Source organism: Ruegeria sp. AD5, from assembly GCF_056542345.1.
Map to the genome: position 1 here is coordinate 1701127 of NZ_JBQFZR010000001.1, position 17657 is coordinate 1718783.

Annotated in this window: 18 protein-coding genes; 5 read left to right on the top strand and 13 right to left on the bottom strand. The window is 58.0% G+C overall.

Annotated elements, in window-relative coordinates:
- Positions 1-6: 6 nt before the first annotated feature.
- Together ACR0JG_RS08195 and trhO are read right to left on the bottom strand one after the other, a co-directional pair.
- Positions 7-507, bottom strand: coding sequence for a potassium channel family protein (locus ACR0JG_RS08195; RefSeq protein WP_170394876.1), 501 nt, complete (start codon positions 505-507; stop codon positions 7-9).
- 64 nt (positions 508-571) lie between these two features.
- Positions 572-1477, bottom strand: a complete 906-nt coding sequence (trhO, locus tag ACR0JG_RS08200; protein WP_480568876.1) for an oxygen-dependent tRNA uridine(34) hydroxylase TrhO — start codon at positions 1475-1477, stop codon at positions 572-574.
- A gap of 96 nt (positions 1478-1573) precedes the next feature.
- On the opposite strand from trhO, the gene pncA reads away from it, so the two are divergent.
- A complete protein-coding gene (gene pncA, locus ACR0JG_RS08205; protein ID WP_170408552.1) occupies positions 1574-2167 on the top strand; it encodes a bifunctional nicotinamidase/pyrazinamidase in 594 nt (197 codons plus the stop codon).
- A 3-nt stretch (positions 2168-2170) separates the two neighbouring features.
- Here the strand turns inward: pncA and ACR0JG_RS08210 are convergent, their stop codons facing one another.
- Positions 2171-2701, bottom strand: coding sequence for a hypothetical protein (locus ACR0JG_RS08210; RefSeq protein WP_170466668.1), 531 nt, complete (start codon positions 2699-2701; stop codon positions 2171-2173).
- Positions 2702-2865: 164 nt separating this feature from the next.
- On the opposite strand from ACR0JG_RS08210, the gene pncB reads away from it, so the two are divergent.
- A complete protein-coding gene (pncB, locus tag ACR0JG_RS08215; protein WP_170394888.1) occupies positions 2866-4158 on the top strand; it encodes a nicotinate phosphoribosyltransferase in 1293 nt (430 codons plus the stop codon).
- Here the strand turns inward: pncB and ACR0JG_RS08220 are convergent.
- The 5 genes from ACR0JG_RS08220 to ACR0JG_RS08240 all read right to left on the bottom strand — a co-directional run bounded on the left by ACR0JG_RS08220 (position 4155) and on the right by ACR0JG_RS08240 (position 10640).
- The gene (locus ACR0JG_RS08220) at positions 4155-5606 is read right to left on the bottom strand and encodes an aldehyde dehydrogenase family protein (protein ID WP_480568879.1); all 1452 of its coding nucleotides are present in this window, start codon (positions 5604-5606) and stop codon (positions 4155-4157) included. The two genes, pncB and ACR0JG_RS08220, sit on opposite strands and share 4 nt — an antisense overlap.
- 36 nt (positions 5607-5642) lie before the next feature.
- A complete protein-coding gene (locus tag ACR0JG_RS08225; protein WP_480568882.1) occupies positions 5643-7241 on the bottom strand; it encodes an ABC transporter ATP-binding protein in 1599 nt (532 codons plus the stop codon).
- The gene (locus ACR0JG_RS08230; RefSeq protein ID WP_170408556.1) at positions 7238-8053 is read right to left on the bottom strand and encodes an ABC transporter permease; all 816 of its coding nucleotides are present in this window, start codon (positions 8051-8053) and stop codon (positions 7238-7240) included. The genes ACR0JG_RS08225 and ACR0JG_RS08230 overlap by 4 nt, the downstream gene beginning before the upstream one ends.
- The gene (locus ACR0JG_RS08235) at positions 8050-8997 is read right to left on the bottom strand and encodes an ABC transporter permease (RefSeq protein ID WP_480568885.1); all 948 of its coding nucleotides are present in this window, start codon (positions 8995-8997) and stop codon (positions 8050-8052) included. Before ACR0JG_RS08235 ends, ACR0JG_RS08230 begins: the two co-directional genes overlap by 4 nt.
- Positions 8998-9152: 155 nt before the next feature.
- Entirely contained in the window at positions 9153-10640 is a 1488-nt protein-coding gene (locus tag ACR0JG_RS08240) for an ABC transporter substrate-binding protein (protein WP_480568888.1), read from the bottom strand.
- Positions 10641-10811: 171 nt separating this feature from the next.
- Here ACR0JG_RS08240 and panB point away from each other — a divergent pair, with 171 nt between their 5' ends.
- From panB to glpK, 3 genes are all read left to right on the top strand, one after another.
- Complete coding sequence (gene panB, locus ACR0JG_RS08245; protein WP_170515177.1) at positions 10812-11651, top strand: 3-methyl-2-oxobutanoate hydroxymethyltransferase; 840 nt, start codon at positions 10812-10814, stop codon at positions 11649-11651.
- Positions 11648-12499: a pantoate--beta-alanine ligase gene (panC, locus tag ACR0JG_RS08250; protein WP_480568891.1), complete on the top strand. Its 852-nt coding sequence runs from the start codon at positions 11648-11650 to the stop codon at positions 12497-12499. Before panB ends, panC begins: the two co-directional genes overlap by 4 nt.
- 70 nt (positions 12500-12569) lie before the next feature.
- Positions 12570-14048 (top strand): glycerol kinase GlpK, encoded by a 1479-nt coding sequence (gene glpK / locus ACR0JG_RS08255; protein WP_480568894.1) that lies wholly within the window; start codon positions 12570-12572, stop codon positions 14046-14048.
- Here glpK and smpB read toward each other — a convergent pair.
- The 5 genes from smpB to ACR0JG_RS08280 all read right to left on the bottom strand — a co-directional run bounded on the left by smpB (position 14045) and on the right by ACR0JG_RS08280 (position 17627).
- Positions 14045-14527: an SsrA-binding protein SmpB gene (smpB, locus tag ACR0JG_RS08260; RefSeq protein ID WP_480568897.1), complete on the bottom strand. Its 483-nt coding sequence runs from the start codon at positions 14525-14527 to the stop codon at positions 14045-14047. The two genes, glpK and smpB, sit on opposite strands and share 4 nt — an antisense overlap.
- Positions 14528-14571: 44 nt before the next feature.
- A complete protein-coding gene (idi, locus tag ACR0JG_RS08265; RefSeq protein WP_480568900.1) occupies positions 14572-15114 on the bottom strand; it encodes an isopentenyl-diphosphate Delta-isomerase in 543 nt (180 codons plus the stop codon).
- A 144-nt stretch (positions 15115-15258) separates the two neighbouring features.
- A complete protein-coding gene (locus ACR0JG_RS08270; RefSeq protein ID WP_170394920.1) occupies positions 15259-15672 on the bottom strand; it encodes a c-type cytochrome in 414 nt (137 codons plus the stop codon).
- Between the two features lie 112 nt (positions 15673-15784).
- Positions 15785-16798 carry a P1 family peptidase gene (locus ACR0JG_RS08275; RefSeq protein WP_480568904.1) on the bottom strand — a complete coding sequence of 338 codons (1014 nt, stop codon included), beginning with the start codon at positions 16796-16798 and terminating at the stop codon, positions 15785-15787.
- Between the two features lie 82 nt (positions 16799-16880).
- Positions 16881-17627, bottom strand: a complete 747-nt coding sequence (locus tag ACR0JG_RS08280) for an SDR family oxidoreductase (protein WP_480568907.1) — start codon at positions 17625-17627, stop codon at positions 16881-16883.
- Positions 17628-17657: the final 30 nt, after the last annotated feature.

The window sequence follows — 17657 nt, forward strand, 5'->3', positions numbered from 1 at the left end:
ATCGCTCTATTTGCCGTGGTTGCGCGCGTATAGCGCGACGGCGGCGGCCACAAACATGCCCAACAGGATGTAACCCGTCACAGCCTCGGCCACAGCCAGCCCACGGCAAAAGCCAGTTGGGGACATGTCCCCATATCCGACCGTTGTGAAGGTGACGTATGAGAAATACAGAATATCGGCTGGCCCTTCGGCGCCGATCACACAATGGTCGTTATATCCAAACGCGCCGTAGACGGCTGCGAACAGGAATGGCACGACCTGGATGAAGGACACCCCCATCAGGAACAACAACCTCCGGGGGGATTTCACCTGGGTCATGTAGTACCAGGACTGCGAGGCGATCCAGATTAGAAGGCCTACCGAGGAAAGCGTGCCAATGGTGTCGCCTGCAGTGGCTTCGTTCAGGCGCGACAGACCGTACCACGCAAGAAAGCTTGCCAAGACCAGCCCAAGCGCCGCCAGCAAAGTTGATTTCCATTCTTCCAGGGTTCTGGGTTCGTGGGTCATGAGCGCTCCGTCGGTTGGGCTTGCGCACAATCATCCGATTTCAAACGCGGCCTGCAAGCTGATTTCAGTCAGAGCCCAGATGTTCCTCGCCCCGCGCGCGGGCCAGCTGTATCTGCTTTTGCCGCTCGCGAAACCGCGCCTTGTCCTGTTCTGAAGTCTCATTGATACACCGATGGCAGGATACGCCATGCTCGTATTCAGGGCGTTTCACATCTTCGGGCAGGATCGGGCGACGGCAACCATGGCATAGCTTGTGCGGCCCCTCGACCAGACCATGACCAACTGAGACGCGGTTGTCGAAGACAAAACACTCACCCTGCCAAGTGCTGTCTTCGGGTGGCGTTTCTTCCAGATACCGCAGGATGCCACCTTTCAGGTGATAGACATATTCGACCCCTTGCCCCAGCAGGTAGTTGGTGGATTTTTCGCACCGGATGCCACCGGTGCAGAACATCGCAACGCGTTTGTTGTGAAAGCGGTCCTTGTTCTGTTCCCACCACGCCGGGAAATCGCGAAAACTGGCTGTATTAGGGTCTATTGCACCCTCAAACGTGCCAATCGCCACCTCGTAATCGTTGCGGGTGTCGATCACCACCACATCATCTGATCTGATCAGCGCGTTCCAGTCCTCAGGCTCGACGTAATTCCCGACATTTGCGCGGGGATCGACATCGGGCTGGCCCATAGTCACGATCTCTTTCTTCAACCGCACCTTCATCTTGCCGAAGGGCGGATGGTCCGAGGTCGCCTCTTTCCACTCAAGATCAGTGCATCCTGGCAACGCACGGATATGCGCCAGAACCGCGTCAATCCCGGCACGAGGACCGGCGATGGTGCCATTGATCCCTTCCTGCGCCAGCAGCAGGGTGCCTTTCACCGACTGCGCGCGGCAAAGCTCCTGCAAGGCAGGGCGTAGCGCATCGGGGTCGGGAAAACGCGTGAAATGATAGAGGGCAGCGATTGTGTACATGTGGGCGATCTAATGCCCTTGGCAAAAACACACAAGAGACCGCATTGACGATACCCGCTGCGCACCATACCGATAACACGACTTTAGGAGGCCAGCATGTCCCACGCCCTGCTCGTTATCGATGTTCAAAATGACTTCTGCCCCGGCGGCGCGCTTGCCGTTGCCGGAGGGGACGAGATCGTCGCACCGATCAATGCGATCATGGATACCTTCGATACGGTGATCCTGACACAGGATTGGCACCCGGCGGGGCATTCTTCATTCGCCAGTTCTCATACTGGCAAAGCGCCGTTCGAGATGATCGACATGCCTTATGGCCCTCAGGTCTTGTGGCCCGATCACTGTGTTCAGAGCAGCGCAGGCGCGAACTTCCATCCGGATTTGCGAACAGATGGCGATCTGATCATCCGCAAGGGATTTCGCAGCGCTATCGACAGCTATAGCGCGTTTTTCGAAAACGACCATTCCACGCCCACTGGTCTAAAAGGCTATCTTGAGACGCGCGGGATCACGCAGCTGACCATGGTCGGTTTGGCGACAGATTTCTGCGTGCATTATTCGGCGGTAGATGCGGCACAGCTGGGGTTTGATGTCACTGTCTTAAGCAACTTGTGCCGCGCCATTGATATGGACGGATCTTTGGCTGTCGCAGAACAGGCAATGCGCGCAGCAGGTGTGACACTGGCCTGAGGATCAAAGCGCAGCACCATGCTCGGCCAGCAGTTTCAGAAACACAAACAGGATCACGGCAAGACCTAACGCGAAACCGATACGCCCAGAAACCGTGCGACGCTTTGGACGCACTGGTCTTGGGCGTGGCGCTTGCAATGGTCGCTCGGGCATTTTCCGGTTCACGGTCCCGGGCTTTGCGGTCCTGATATGGCCCAAGAAGTGATGGAAATCGAACTCACCACTATACTCTCCCTGGACACCCATATTCCGGATATTCGCAAAAAGCCGCTTTAGGATCAGGAGGCGATCTTCAGCGTCTTCTGGCCGAAAATAACCTCGGGCAAGATGCCCATCCGACTCGTCCAGGCTAAATCCTGATTCCAGAAATATTCTGCGAATCTTGGGCGATGCAGCGCGCAAAGCGTCTGCCGTCTTGATATCCCTGAACCGCGCCCGCACCGGGGGCCGCCCAGTTATCGATGTTTGCCCATGCTCAGGATCAACCTCATCCGGAGCTATTGCAACAATGTCAAAATCGTACTCGAGACTCATTCACTAACTTCAACCTTCAGTTCCATCCCCACCCCTCACTAAAGCGTGAAGGAAACCCACAATAAGCCCGTAATGTGTTCTGTCGTGGGCATTGTTCCCAATTCCGCGACTCTTGCCATTTCGTGCTCCGATTGATCTAACAACGGAAATTGCAGGAGGTCCCCATGGTCGATATCGCGACGCGGGTCTACAATCATAAATGGAAGATTGACCCGATTATCCGGTCATTGATCGACACAGATTTCTACAAACTGCTGATGTGCCAGTCAGTGTTTCGAAATAAGCCCCAAACCGATGTGGTGTTTTCGCTGATCAACCGGTCGAATCACGTGCCATTGGCCCGTTTGATCGATGAAGGCGAGCTGCGCGAGCAGTTGGATCACATCCGCTCGCTAAGTCTGAGTCGTGGGGAAAGCACGTGGTTGCGGGGCAATACATTCTACGGCAAGCGTCAGATGTTCCGCCCGGATTTCATGGAATGGTTCGAGAACCTGCGCCTGCCCCCTTACCACCTGGAGCGTAAGGGTGATCAGTATGAGCTGACCTTTGAGGGTAAGTGGCACGAGGTCATGCTATGGGAGATCCCGGCGCTAGCCGTACTGATGGAATTACGCTCACGCGCGGTTCTGAACGATATGCGCCGGTTCGAACTACAGGTGCTCTATGCCCGTGCAATGACACGCGTATGGGAAAAGATAGCCCAGCTTCGCACTATTGAGGGGCTTGGGATCGCGGATTTCGGCACGCGGCGGCGACATTCCTTCCTTTGGCAGGACTGGTGTGTGCAGGCCATGATTGAAGGTTTGGGCTCGTCCTTTACCGGAACGTCCAACTGTCTGATCGCAATGCGACGCGAAGTTGAGGCTATTGGCACCAACGCACATGAACTACCTATGGTGTATTCTGCGCTCGCCGAAGACGACGCCGCGCTTGCCCAGGCGCCCTATGACGTCCTTAGCGACTGGCACGAGGAACATGATGGAAATCTGCGCATCATTCTGCCCGACACGTATGGCACCAAAGGGTTTCTGGACCGCGCGCCTGACTGGCTGGCAGGCTGGACCGGCATTCGCGTTGACAGCGGCGACCCCGCAACCGGCGCAAAAATCGCAATAGACTGGTGGAAATCACGCGGCGAAGACCCGACGCAGAAGCGGGTTATTTTCTCGGACGGGTTAGATGTGGACAAGATACGCGAATTGCACGCTCAGTTCGCGGATCAAACCAATGTCTCGTTCGGCTGGGGTACGTTGCTGACCAATGACTTCCGCGAACTTGTACCGAATGACGCATTGGCTCCCTTTTCGCTAGTCTGCAAGGCGGTCTCGGCCAATGGCTACCCGACGGTCAAACTATCTGACAACCCGGAAAAGGCGATGGGACCCGCCGAGCAGATTGAGCGGTACAAGCGCGTCTTTGGCGTTGGAGCGCAGGAGCCGATCGAAGTGATCGTTTAGCCGTGGTAGGCCGCAACCGTCTTGAGCTGCGAGAACCCATAAAGCGCCTCGAACCCTTTTTCGCGGCCATGGCCGGATTTTCCAACGCCGCCAAAAGGCAGCTCGACACCTCCGCCCGCGCCGTAGTTGTTAATGAACACCTGCCCCGAACGCAAACCCTTGGCCAGCCGCATCTGCCGCCCACCATCTCGAGTCCAGACGCTGGCAACAAGGCCATATTCGGTGCTATTTGCTATGGTTAGAGCCTGTTCCTCGGTGTCAAACGGGATCAGAACCTGTACGGGGCCAAAGATCTCATCCCGCGCCAAGGCATGATCGGGCGGCACATCCGAGAACAATGTGGGCCGGACATATGCGCCGGATTCGGGTGCGCCAGCCGCAATCTGGCCCTCGGCGGCAATCGCCAAGTCCGAGCCTTGGTGAAGGAAACCGGTCACGATTTCTTTTTGCCGTGTTGAGATCAGCGGACCGACGCGCAAATCCTGGATCGCCGGTCCAACGGTGAGTTCTTGGTATGCCAAGGCCATACGGGATTTCACCGCATCATATACACCGCGCTGCACCAGAATGCGCGACGAGGCCGAGCAGGTCTGGCCCGCATTCTGTACACCCGCATTCACCAGATACGGCAGCGCGGCATCCAGATCGGCGTCTTCGAAAACCAGTTGCGGCGACTTGCCGCCCAGTTCCAGTGTCACCGGAACAACGTTTCGTCCCGCCGCCTGCTGAACCAACGCGCCTGTCGCGACCGAACCGGTGAATGAGATGTGATCCACACCCGGGTGTTCCGACAGGGCCGCGCCCGCCTCAGCCCCCAGGCCGGGCACCACATTCAGGGCACCAAGCGGAAGGCCCGCCTGTATCGCCAGATGCGCGAAGGCCAGTGCGGTCAGGCAGGCCTCTTCCGCCGGTTTCAGAACACAGGCGTTACCCATTGCCAGCGCCGCCCCGACAGAACGGCCAATGATCTGCATCGGATAATTCCACGGCACGATGTGGCCGGTCACACCGTGCGGCTCGCGCAACGTGTAGACGGTATAGCCATCCAAATAGGGAATGGTCTCGCCCATCACTTTATCCGCAGCACCACCATAAAATTCGCAATACCGCGCCAATGCTACCGCATCTGCCCGCGCTTGGGTCAGCGGTTTGCCGACATCCATCGCCTCTAGCTGTGCCAGTTCATCCACTCGGTCCAGAACAAGTTGCCCCAGTCGGGTGAGGATACGCCCTCGCTCCAGGGCCGTCATGCGACCCCAATCGCCATCGCACGCGGATCGGGCGGCCTGCACCGCAGCGTCGATATCGGTTTCGCCACCTCGAGCGATCTGGCAGATTTCGGAACCGTCCGAGGGATTCACCAGCGGAAAGGTTTGACCTGACGCGGGCATTTTCCATTCTCCGCCGATCAGGCAAAGGTTGGGATCGAACCAGAGGGGATTAGTCATCGAAAGCTCCAATATCAGGCTCTATACAAGCGTTTTTCATGCAGCGCCTCGTCCAGTCTCCGGCAATTTCGGTGCCGCATTGATCAGAGTTCTTGTGTAAGGATGCTGAGGCTCTGTGAAGACTTGCTCGGTTTCACCCTGTTCCACAATCTTGCCGGCCTGCATCACCAACACACGGTCGGTGATGGTTCGAACCACGCTCAGGTCATGGCTGATGAACAGGTAAGTCAGATCGTAAGCCGCACAAAGCTCGGCCAGCAGGTCGAGAATTTGGGCGCGGACCGAGACATCCAGCGCCGAGACAGCCTCATCAAACAGGATCAACTCGGGTCGAATAATCAGAGCGCGCGCAATAGCTATACGTTGCCGCTGCCCACCCGAGAATTCGTGAATGTAGCGGCCCGCATCATCGGGGCTTAGGCCAACGGCGGTAAGCATCTCAGCGACGCGATCCCGCCGTTCAGAACCGGTTGGCGGGGTGTCCAGCAAATGAAATGGCTCGGTGATCAGGCGCGCGACCCGGAGGCGAGGATTGAAGCTGCCATAAGGGTCCTGAAACACCACCTGCATCTTGCGTCGCACTGCCAGATTGGGTTTGTGGCCGGTGAAAACAGGCTGGCCATCAAGGGAAATGCGGCCTTGCTGCACCTCCTCTAAGCCTAAAATGGCTCGTGTTAGGGTCGATTTCCCACAACCGGACTCTCCAACCAGCCCTAAACGCTCCCCCCGATTCAGGGTAAAGCTGACCTGATCGACGGCCCGATGATGACCGGGCGTGGCGAACAGGCGCGTTCGGGGCAGACGGTAGTCCCGCACCACGTTCTCGACCTCAAGCAACGCTCGCGGTGCAGGAGAGATCGGCAGGTTGACTTGATGCCCCGAAGCTTCGAACAGCATACGGGTATAAGGGTGCTGCATATGGCGCAGGAGATGATCTGTTGCGCCCGTTTCAACAACCTCCCCATGCCGCATGACCACAATCTGATCCGCCATGTCTGCAACCACCGCCAAATCATGCGTGATCATCAGCAGACCCATGCCATACTCCGACACGAGCCCTTTAAGCAGATCAAGGATTTGCGCCTGCGTGGTCACATCAAGCGCCGTTGTCGGCTCATCCGCGATCAACAGTCGGGGGCGCAGTGCAATCGCCATGGCGATCACCACTCGCTGGCGCTGACCGCCTGACAGTTCGTGAGGATAACGCTTCAACGGAAACCTGTCGGTTGGCAATCCAACCCGGGCTAGAACCTCTTCGGCCCGAGCGCGCGCTTTGGCCGGGGGCATGGCCTTGTGGATCAGGATAGTCTCCATAACTTGATCGCCGATGGTCTTCACCGGGTTCAGGGCAGTCATCGGCTCTTGGAAAACCATTCCGATCGCAGCGCCCCGCAACGCACAAATCTCGGCCTCAGACCGGTTCAGCAGGTTCTGGCCCTCTAACTCTAGCACCCCATCTACTTCGGCATCGTTTGGCAGCAACTGCATCACGGCAAAGGCTGTCATTGATTTGCCCGAACCGCTTTCTCCGGTCACAGCCACGATCTGCCCAGGGGCAATCGACAGGTTGATCTTCTTTAAAATCGGCTTGCCATGGATAGCCAACGAGAGGTCCTTGATTTGCAAAAGACTCATGCGCGGGCCACCCGTATCCGAGGGTCCAACCAATCGCGCAAGCCATCACCCAGAAGGTTCAGGCCCAGAACCGTCACGATGATGGCAAGACCTGGAATCAGAGCCAAATGCGGGGCAAAACTAACCATCGTCTGCGCATCGGCCAGCATTCTGCCCCAGCTTGGCGTAGGCGGTTGCGCACCAAGACCGACATAGGACAGCCCAGCCTCGGCCAGAATGCCAAGTGAGAACTGGATTGTTCCCTGAACAATCAGCAGATTGGCGACATTGGGCAGGATATGTTCAGCCGATATCCGTGCCGCGCCTTTGCCTGACACGCGGGCGGCAAGGATAAACTCGCGCTCCCAAAGAGACAAAGCCGCGCCTCGGGTGATGCGGGCAAAAACGGGGATGTTGAAGATACCGATGGCGATGATCGCGTTAATGGCCCCGGCACCAAAGACGGCAGTGATCAGAATGGCGATGACGAGAGAGGGGAATGCAAAGACCAGATCATTGCCGCGCATGATGAATTCATCTAGCCACGATCCACTGCGCGCAGCGGCTGCCAGACCCAAGGGAACGCCCAGCGCCATACCAATCCCGACCGCGACCAGCGCCACCGCAATCGAGGTGCGCGCACCAACCATGATCATCGAGAACATGTCGCGCCCGAAATGATCGGTACCGAACCAGTGCTGCGCGCTGGGTGGCTGCAGCTTGGCCGGAATGCTCAGCGCGGCGTGGTCGTATGGGGTCCAGACAAAGGACACCAGCGCTGCCAGCACCACCAGTGAGGACAGCGTCGCGCCAAGGATCAGGTTGCGGCTCATGTCCTGCTCCTCAGCCTTGGATCGACTGCGGCATAGGCCAGATCGACAAAAAAGTTCACCATGATGACGGCAAAGACCAGCAGCATAACGACCGATTCCACGACGATCAGATCGCGCGCCGATATGGCCTGAAAAACCAGCCGCCCGAGGCCGGGTAGATAAAACACCTGTTCGATGATGATCGAACCCGCCAGCAGGAAGGAAAATTGGAGTCCAATGATCGTTAGTATCGGGATCAGAGCATTCCGCACTCCGTGTCGCCAAAGCGCCTGACGACGCGAAAGGCCCTTGGCGCGTGCAGTGCGCATAAAATCCTCGGCCAGAACATCCAACAGAGCCGAGCGCATAACCCGCGCAAGGATCGCCGCTTGCGGCAGGGCCAGGGCGATGGCTGGAAGGGTCAACGAATGTAGACCGGTCCAAATGCCGTTCTCCCAACCCGCGAAACCGCCGGCATTGAACCAGCGCAAATTGATGGCAAAGACCAACACCAGCATCATCGCGAACCAGAAATTTGGCACCGCGATACCAAGCTGAGTCGCACCCATCACGGTCAGATCACCCGGTTTGCCGCGCCGTGAGGCTGCGTAGATACCGGCGGGGAAAGCAATCAGCGTGGACAGGGTCAGCGCGTACAAAGCCAGCGGCAATGACACCCACAATCGATCTGCGATCATCTGCGACACGGGTGTGCGATAGGTGTAGGACGTACCAAAATCCCCAACCAGCATCCCGCCGACCCAGTTGAAGTACCGCTCGATCTTCGAGACATCGAGGCCCAGTTCAGCTCTCAGCGCAGTCAATGTATCGGCCTGCGCGTTCACGCCCAGCATGAACGACGCCGGATCGCCGGGCGCGACCTCGATCACTGCAAAGATGACAACCGAGGCGACGGCCAGGCTCAGGATCAGCGACAGCAGACGTTTGAGGGCGTAGCGGAGCATTTGGAAACGTTAGGGTCACATCCCGTGTGGGTCCAGCGCCTAAGGCACGAGAAGATAGACAAAAAGAAACCCGCCAAACCAGAATCCTTGTGGGTTTCATGGTGCAACAGTTCGCGCCGGGGCGCTGGCCATCGCCCCGGTCCAACTCTGTTCTTCTATTCGGACCAACTGATCCCGGTCAGATCGATCGCTGCCGTGGGTGCGTTTTCCCATAGCCCCTTAACACCGGCCTTGGCCACGCCAAGTTTGGCAAGTTGAAACAGGTACCCGTTGACGTAATCGGTCGAAATCAAGCGCTGTGCCTCACCCAGCAAACGTGTGCGCTCATCAGGGTCCGTGGTCGAATTCAGCGTGTCCATCAATGCCTGAAAGTCGGTGCTGTCATATTGGAAGTAATAGTCGGGCCGGGCATAAATACCGATATCCATCGGCTCGGTATGGCTGACGATGGTCAGGCCAAACTCCTTGCCCTTGAACACGCTTTCCAGCCACTGCGCCCATTCCACATTGATGATCTCGGCGGTGATGCCAATATCGGCCAGTTGCGCAGCGATGATTTCACCCCCGCGTCGGGCGTAGGAAGGCGGCGGCAAGTGCAGCGTGGTCTCGAACCCATCGGGATACCCGGCCTCGGCCAGCAGCGCCTTGGCTTTTTCCGTGTCATAGGCCGAATTGCCGGTCAGATCGACGTAAGCCGGATTATGCGGAGCAAAATGCGTACCGATGGGTGTGCCATAGCCGAACATAGCCCCATCAATGATTGCCTGCCTGTCAATCGCGTGGGCCAATGCCTGTCGGACCAATATGTCATCAAACGGGGCTTGTTTGTTGTTGGTCGACAGAATGGTTTCCCCCTCGGTCGAGCCGACAAGAACCAGAAAGCGCGGATCAGCCTCGAATTGCGGCAGATTCTCGGGTGCGGGGAAGTTGTCGAACACGTCTACATCCTCGGCCATCATGGCGGCAAAGGCGGCGGTCGGATCCGAGATGAACTTAAACGTTGCGGTCTCTAGCGCAGGCTGTTCGCCCCAATAGTCGGGGTTGCGATTCAGGATGATGCTGTCACCCTGCAGCCAGTCAGAGAAGGTGAAGGCCCCCGTGCCAACCGGATTGGTCTTGATATTCTCGATGCTTTCGGGCGCAACGATCACCGCGTCACCCCAGGCGAGATTGAAAAGGAAGTTCCCGTTCGGCTCATTCAACGTCACCTGAACGGTCAGGGGGTCCACTACCTCGACACTTTTAATGCCCGCAAACAAAGCCTTCTGCGCATTGGCGCTGTCTTCTGCCGTGGCGCGATCAAGGGTAAACTTGACGTCCTCGGCATCCATCGTTGTGCCATCGTGAAATGTCACACCGTCGCGCAGCTTGAATGTGTAAACGGTACCGTCATCCGAGATTTCCCAGCTTTCGGCCAGCCCCGGCACCACCGAGCCATCCCCCATGAACCGGGTCAGGCCTTCGAAGATATTGGTGTAGACAACCGAATCGATAGCCTGCGCCGCAGCGCTGGTCGGGTCCAGATGCGGTGGCTCAAGCTGCATGGCGATGGTGATGTCAGATTTGGCCATGGCCTGCGTGGCAAACAGGCCCGCGCCAAGGACCAGGGCCGACGCGAACGAGCGAAAGCGCTGCTTTGTCATGAAAATCTCTCCCCACTGAAATTGGCTAGCCCTGCTTTTTTCGGGCCGATCTGCGACCAATGTCCTCGCAAACCCGGGGTCAATCAAGGAATTGTTGGCGCAACCGGGGTTTCTTTGCGCCTGCCGCATCTGCTATGCCGCGCTGCAACATGAACCCTGCGAGGAGCGAGCATGAGCGCCACCGCCCGCAAGAAAGCCCCGAACGCCGAGGATATCCGCGCCCGGAAAGGTACTGATCCACTGGTCTCGTTGACCGCCTACACAACACCGATGGCGCAGTTGATGGATGCGCATTGTGACTTCGTTCTGGTCGGTGACAGCGTCGGCATGGTGTTGCACGGGTTGACGTCGACTCTTGGTGTGACGATGGAGATGATGATCATGCACGGCCAGGCCGTTGCCCGTGGTCTGGACAAGGCAATGATGGTGATCGACATGCCTTTCGCCAGCTACGAGCATGACCCGGCTCAGGCATTCCGCAACGCAGCCCGGCTGATGTCGGAAACAGGAGCTGGGGCGGTTAAGCTGGAAGGTGGCGTCGAGATGGCTGAAACCATCCGGTTTCTGGTCAAACGCGGGATCCCGGTGATGGCACACATTGGCCTGACACCGCAGTCGATAAACACTTTGGGTGGCTATAAGGTACAAGGGCGCGACGAACAGGCCGATGCCGTATTGGCCGACGCCCAGGCCGTCGTCGAAGCAGGCGCGTTTTCGGTCGTGTTAGAGAAAGTTCCGCAGGGTTTGGCAAACCGAATTACCGCTGAGATTGCGATCCCCACAATTGGCATTGGTGCCTCGGCCGGGTGCGACGGGCAAATTCTGGTGGTGGACGATATGCTTGGCTTTTTCACCGCCTTCAAACCGAAATTCGTCAAACGCTATGCTGATCTTGGCCCGTTGGCCGAAGCCGCCATTGCTGAATACGCAGCCGAGGTTCGTGCGCGAAGCTTCCCGGCAGACGAACATGTCTTTGCCGATGCCGTACCCGTCAAAGGACCCAAGTCATGACCGCGCCTATTCTGCGTCGACTGGCAGACTTGCGCGCTCTGACCCGTGATTGGCATCTGAATGGTGAGGTGATCGGAGTTGTCCCCACCATGGGTGCGCTGCACCAGGGGCATCTGTCGCTGGCCGAAGCCGCGAAGACGGCTTGCGACCGGGTGATCGTGACGATCTTTGTAAACCCCAAGCAGTTCAACAACCCCGAAGACCTCGCCAACTATCCGCGCACCGAACAAGAAGACGCGAAAAAGCTCGCGCCTTACAACGTCGATGCGATATACGTGCCCGACCCGGATGAGATTTACCCTGATGGCTTCGCCACCACAGTCTCGGTCTCGGGTCTGACCGACGCGATGGAGGGAGAATTCCGCCCGGGTCATTTCGATGGTGTGGCAACAGTTGTCGCCAAGCTGTTCCTGCAAACGCAAGCGGATCGAGCCTATTTCGGGGAAAAAGACTATCAGCAGCTTATGATCGTCCGCCGGATGGCCCGCGACCTCGATATCCCGATCGAGGTGATTGGTTGCCCCACGGTGCGTGAACCTTCGGGCCTCGCAATGTCTTCGCGCAATCAAAGGCTATCCGAGGATGGTCTGGCCATCGCAGCCGAAAAACATCGTATCATGTGTGCAGTTGTTCAGGCGCTGGAAAGCGGTGAAGAATTCGAAGCTTTGGCTTCTCAGGCACAGGCCGATCTTTTGGCCGCCGGCTTCAACGAAGTGGAGTATCTGCAACTACGCTGCGCTGAAACGCTGGAGCCTATGACCCATGCCAAACGACCCGCACGACTGTTTGCGGCAGCCTTGGTCGACGGCGTGCGGCTGATCGACAATCTACCGGTGTCTCCGGTCTGATTTCCCCTCTGGCACGTTTGGTTGTGTTTGCGCTAAAGTCCTGCAAAACCAAAGCGGGAGGGGCGCAGGAATGACCTATATTCTGGCAATCGATCAGGGCACCACATCGTCTCGTGCAATCCTGTTCAACGCGCAAATGCAGCGCGTCGGCACTGCGCAGCACGAGTTTACACAGCATTTCCCACAGGAAGGCTGGGTTGAACATGATGCCGAGGAGATATGGGACAGCGTTCTGACGGTTTGCCGTGAAGTGATGCAAACGACAGGTGTATCCGCGGCACAGATCGCTGGTATCGGGATTACCAACCAACGCGAAACCACTGTCATCTGGGATCGCGCCACTGGGGCCCCCATTCACAACGCAATCGTCTGGCAGGACCGTCGCACCGCAGAGATTTGCGAGCGTCTTCGCAAAGCCGGATGCGAGGATGACGTAACTGCCCAGACCGGTCTGCTGCTAGATCCTTATTTTTCAGGCACCAAGGTCAAATGGTTGCTTGATACCGTCCCCGGCGCACGCGACCGTGCCGCCGCCGGAGAGCTGCTGTTCGGCACAATCGATACCTTCCTGATCTGGCGACTGTCAGAAGGGCGCGTGCACGCCACCGACGCCACCAATGCGGCCCGCACATTGCTATTCGATATTCACAAAGGGGAATGGAGTACCGAGATCTGCGACTTGCTGGACATCCCCCAAGCTTTGTTGCCCGACGTGCGCGATTGCGCCGCAGACTTCGGATCGACCTCCCTGTTTAGCGGTAATATTCCAATTCTCGGCGTGGCGGGGGATCAGCAAGCTGCCACCATCGGACAGGCCTGTTTCCAGCCGGGCATGATGAAATCCACCTATGGCACGGGCTGTTTCGCACTACTCAACACCGGTACGCAGCCAGTTGAATCGAAAAACCGGCTGCTAACGACAATTGCCTATCAGTTGGACGGGCAGAAAACCTATGCGCTTGAAGGCTCGATTTTCATTGCTGGTGCGGCGGTGCAATGGCTGCGCGATGCGTTGCAAATCATCGAAACCGCACCGCAAAGCGGTGAACTGGCCGCCAAAGCTGATCCGAACCAGCACGTTGTTCTCGTCCCTGCCTTTACTGGGCTGGGCGCGCCTTATTGGAAACCCGATTGCCGGGGCGCAATCTTTGGCCTGACTCGCAATTCAGGCCGCGCCGAAATCACGCGCGCCACGCTGGAAAGCATCGCGTTCCAGACCCGCGACCTGTGGCACGCCATGCAAGGCGATTGGGGCGCAGAGACTGACGTGATCCTGCGCGTCGACGGCGGAATGAGCGCCTCGGACTGGGCCATGCAGGGGCTTTCCGACATTCTGGGCGCCCCGGTCGACCGCCCGGTGATGCAGGAAACCACCGCGCTTGGTGCCGCATGGCTGGCGGGCATGAAAGCGGGCGTCTACCCGGATCAGGCCGGATTCGCCGAAACCTGGGATCTGGACCGGCGGTTTGAGCCTGCAAAACCCGTAGCTGACCGAGACGCGGCCTATGCGCGCTGGCAACGCGCGGTTCAGGCGGCCATGGCGTTCTAACTGTGGTCCTTAATCAAGCGCTGTTTCTGCCGTGACCAGTCGCGCTTGGCCTGCGTTTCGCGCTTGTCGTGCAGCTTCTTACCTTTGGCGATGCCGATCTTCAGCTTCGCCCGACCCTTGTGATTAAAATAAAGCACCAGCGGCACCAGCGTCATGCCTTTGCGTTGGGTCGCGTTCCACAGGTTCGACAGTTCCTTGCGTGACACCAGCAGTTTACGGCGGCGGCGTTCTTCATGTTTGAAGACCTTGGCCTGCTCATAGGGCGCGATATAGCTGTTGATCAGCCATAGCTCTCCGTCATCAACCGACGCATAGCTTTCAGCAATGTTCGACCCACCGGCACGCAGGGATTTGACCTCGGACCCTTCCAGGACAATACCGCATTCGAGATCGTCTTCGATCGCATAATCGAAGCGCGCACGCCGGTTTTCGGCGATCACTTTGTAATTCGGGTCAGTGTTCTGCTTCTGCTTGGCCATGACGCGTTGATGTATGCCGCTTGCGTCCGCCTTGCAAGGCAGGGTTATGAATTGGCCGAGATTATCAGGTCAGGTCCAAATATCGTGTCAGCGTGATTGTGCAGATAAATCTTGAGCCACGGGGTAAAACGGTCGGGGTGCCGCTTCACCTCGGCCAGCAGATCGTGGTAATCGACCCAGCGGATATCCATCACTTCTTCCGGGTTAGGCTCGATTATCAGAGCCCCACGCACATGGGCCAGAAAGACGTCGACCACCTCGTTCTCGACCATTCCGTTGCCGACATCGGCGTGATACTCCAATCGATGCCGGTATTCGGGATAGAGCCCGGTGATGCCCAATTCTTCGCGCAGGCGCCGGACGGCACAATGCGAAGCGCTTTCGTCCCAATCCGGATGCGTACAACAGGTATTCGCCCATAGACCCGGCGTGTGGTATTTGCCCATCGCCCGGCGTTGCAGCAATATCTCGGTCCCGCGCACGGCAAACACGGACACAGCCTTGTGTCGCAGCCCCTTTTCATGCGCCTCCAGCTTGTCGACGGGTGTCAGTTCGCCCTCAACCCAAGCCGGGATCAAGATTCCCATCTGTCGTCTCCTGTTGGCGATCTCCGGTGCACATGGCCTTACCGGTTTTCACCAAAGTGGCGCTGATTACAATGTCAATCAATCGCACGAAAGGCCGCAGGGGCTGCGGCATTTCGAAGTTCGTCTGTAAACCTGTTGGCGGAGTTACTCTCCCGAAACGCTCACGATATAGGCGTAAACGTCTTCGGCGCCTTTCTTCAGCTTGAAGGTCATTTTCGACTTGGCCGAGGTTTCCCCCAAATAGTCTTTCAAGAATGCTTTGGGGTCTTGGGCGTAGGCCACGAAAGTCTCTTCATCCCAGACCAGCCCATTTTCGCCCGCGGCCACGATGCTATCGCCGTATCTGAAGCCTTCTTCAGTGCCGGCAGTGCGGCCTGCGATTCCGTACAGGTTCGGACCCGTCTTACCGCCCTTAACGATAACTTCACCCGCAGGGTCAGCAATCATGTGACAGGATTTGCATTTGTTGAAGGTCTTCTTACCCGCTTCGGCATCACCTTCTGCATAGACAGGAAGGGCCAGCAGACCGGCAATTGCGGTGGCAAGGATACGATTCATAGCTTTTGCTCCGATATGAATTGGCTGCACCGAATGGATCGCTGGCACAGCAGAGAGTCAACGCGCAGATTGCCGCGCGACGGCACTGTGTCACAGGCGATCGGTGTCGTACTTAACCGAAGTCATGTAACTGCGACCAGCAGGGCAGCAGGTCGCCAGCGCGGGGGGAAGCCAGATAGATCGCCCGTGCAATCGCGCGCGCAAGACAGATCGAGGCCGCATGGCCGATCATCGCCATCGCCTCGGGGCCAACCGTGCGCGCGCCGGTGCTGAGACCGAATACCAGATCTCCATCGCCAGGCGTGTGCGCAGGTACGATGGCGCGGGCGATGCCGTCATGGGCTGCTACCGCCAGACGCTGGCATTGCGGTTTGGTCAGCGCTGCATCAGTTGCAACTATAGCAATCGTGGTGTTTGCGCGATCTGGCGGAGCAGAATGCATCATTTGCGCCTTACGGCTGACAAGAGAGAAACCAAGGCCCGAGGCCGGGTCTGGCCCCAATCCACCGAACTCGTCATCTATCTCGAACGGCGCAGCCCAAAAATGCCGATCACCCGGTGTGGTTACGCTGCCAAGCGGATTGGCCGCAACCAGCGCGCCGACGGTTACGCCACCCTCAAGCTTTAAAGAAGCCGAGCCTAAGCCACCCTTGTGCATCGCGGCCAATGCGCCGGTACCAGCCCCCACCGAGCCCAGTTCAAATTCTGGTGAGGCGGTGAGATACGCAGACTTCCCCAGATCGCGATAAGGATTTTCGGTCCAGTTCTTATCTCCACCATTGAGTAGATCGAACAGAATCGCGCCCGGTACGATGGGCACGACGGCCGAACCGACCTGAAATCCGCGCCCCTGAGCGCGCAATGCGTCTGAAACGCCCGAGCACGCATCCAGTCCAAAGGCCGAGCCGCCGGACAAAGCAATCGCGTCGACCCGATCAACAGTTTTGTCGACCGCCAGAAGGTCGGTCTCACGCGTGCCGGGGGCGCCGCCCATCACATGAACCGAAGCTGTGAACGGGTTGTCCGCCGTCAGGACAGTTGTGCCTGATTTAAGCGTATCATCGTGCGCATTGCCAACCTTGAGGCCAGCGACATCAGTGATCAGGTTTCTGGGTCCGGGGTTCATTTACGTCTCGCGCACTGGGCCGGAAAGCGCGCCGGGGCGCGCTGCCTCCGACGGAGATATTTATGGCCAGATGAAGGGCGGATCAAATGCATCGGCCTCCGTCCACTTCCAGGGCTGTGCCGGTGATCATGCTGGCCTCGTCCGAGCAGAGGAAACAGGCGGCGTTTGCCATGTCTTCGGGAGTTGAGAAGCGGCCAAGCGGGATCGTCGACAGGAATTTGGCGCGGATTTCCGGGGTGTCTTCACCCATGAAGGATTTCAGCAGCGGGGTTTCACCCGCCACCGGGCAGATCGCGTTGACGCGCACGCCCGAAGGGGCAAGTTCGACGGCCATCGTCTTGGTCGCGGTGATCATCCATCCCTTGGAGGCGTTGTACCAGTTCAGATTGGGCCGCGGCGACAGGCCTGCGGTCGAGGCCACGTTCAGGATCGTCCCCGCGCCGCGTGTCTTCATCTGCGGAACAAAGGCGCGCGCAGTCAGGTAAACGGATTTCATGTTCACGGCGAAGACGCGGTCGAATTCATCGTCATTGACTTCCTCAAGTGGGGCCGGCAAGTGCGTCACGCCCGCATTATTCACCAGAATATCAAGCTTTCCGAATTCTTCCGACACCGCATGTGCCATGGCCTGAACCGATGCCGCATCCGAGACGTCAACGCGCTGTGCGATGGCATTCGTGCCGACCGCAGACGCCATGTTGGAAGCCGCTTCGCCATTGATATCTGCGATCATCACGCGGGCACCTTCGGCCAAGAATTTTTGCACAATCCCTGCGCCGAACCCGGATGCGCCGCCGGTTACGATGGCGGTTTTTCCCTCAAGCCTCATGGCTTTACCTCCCCTGCGTCTTGCACCGGC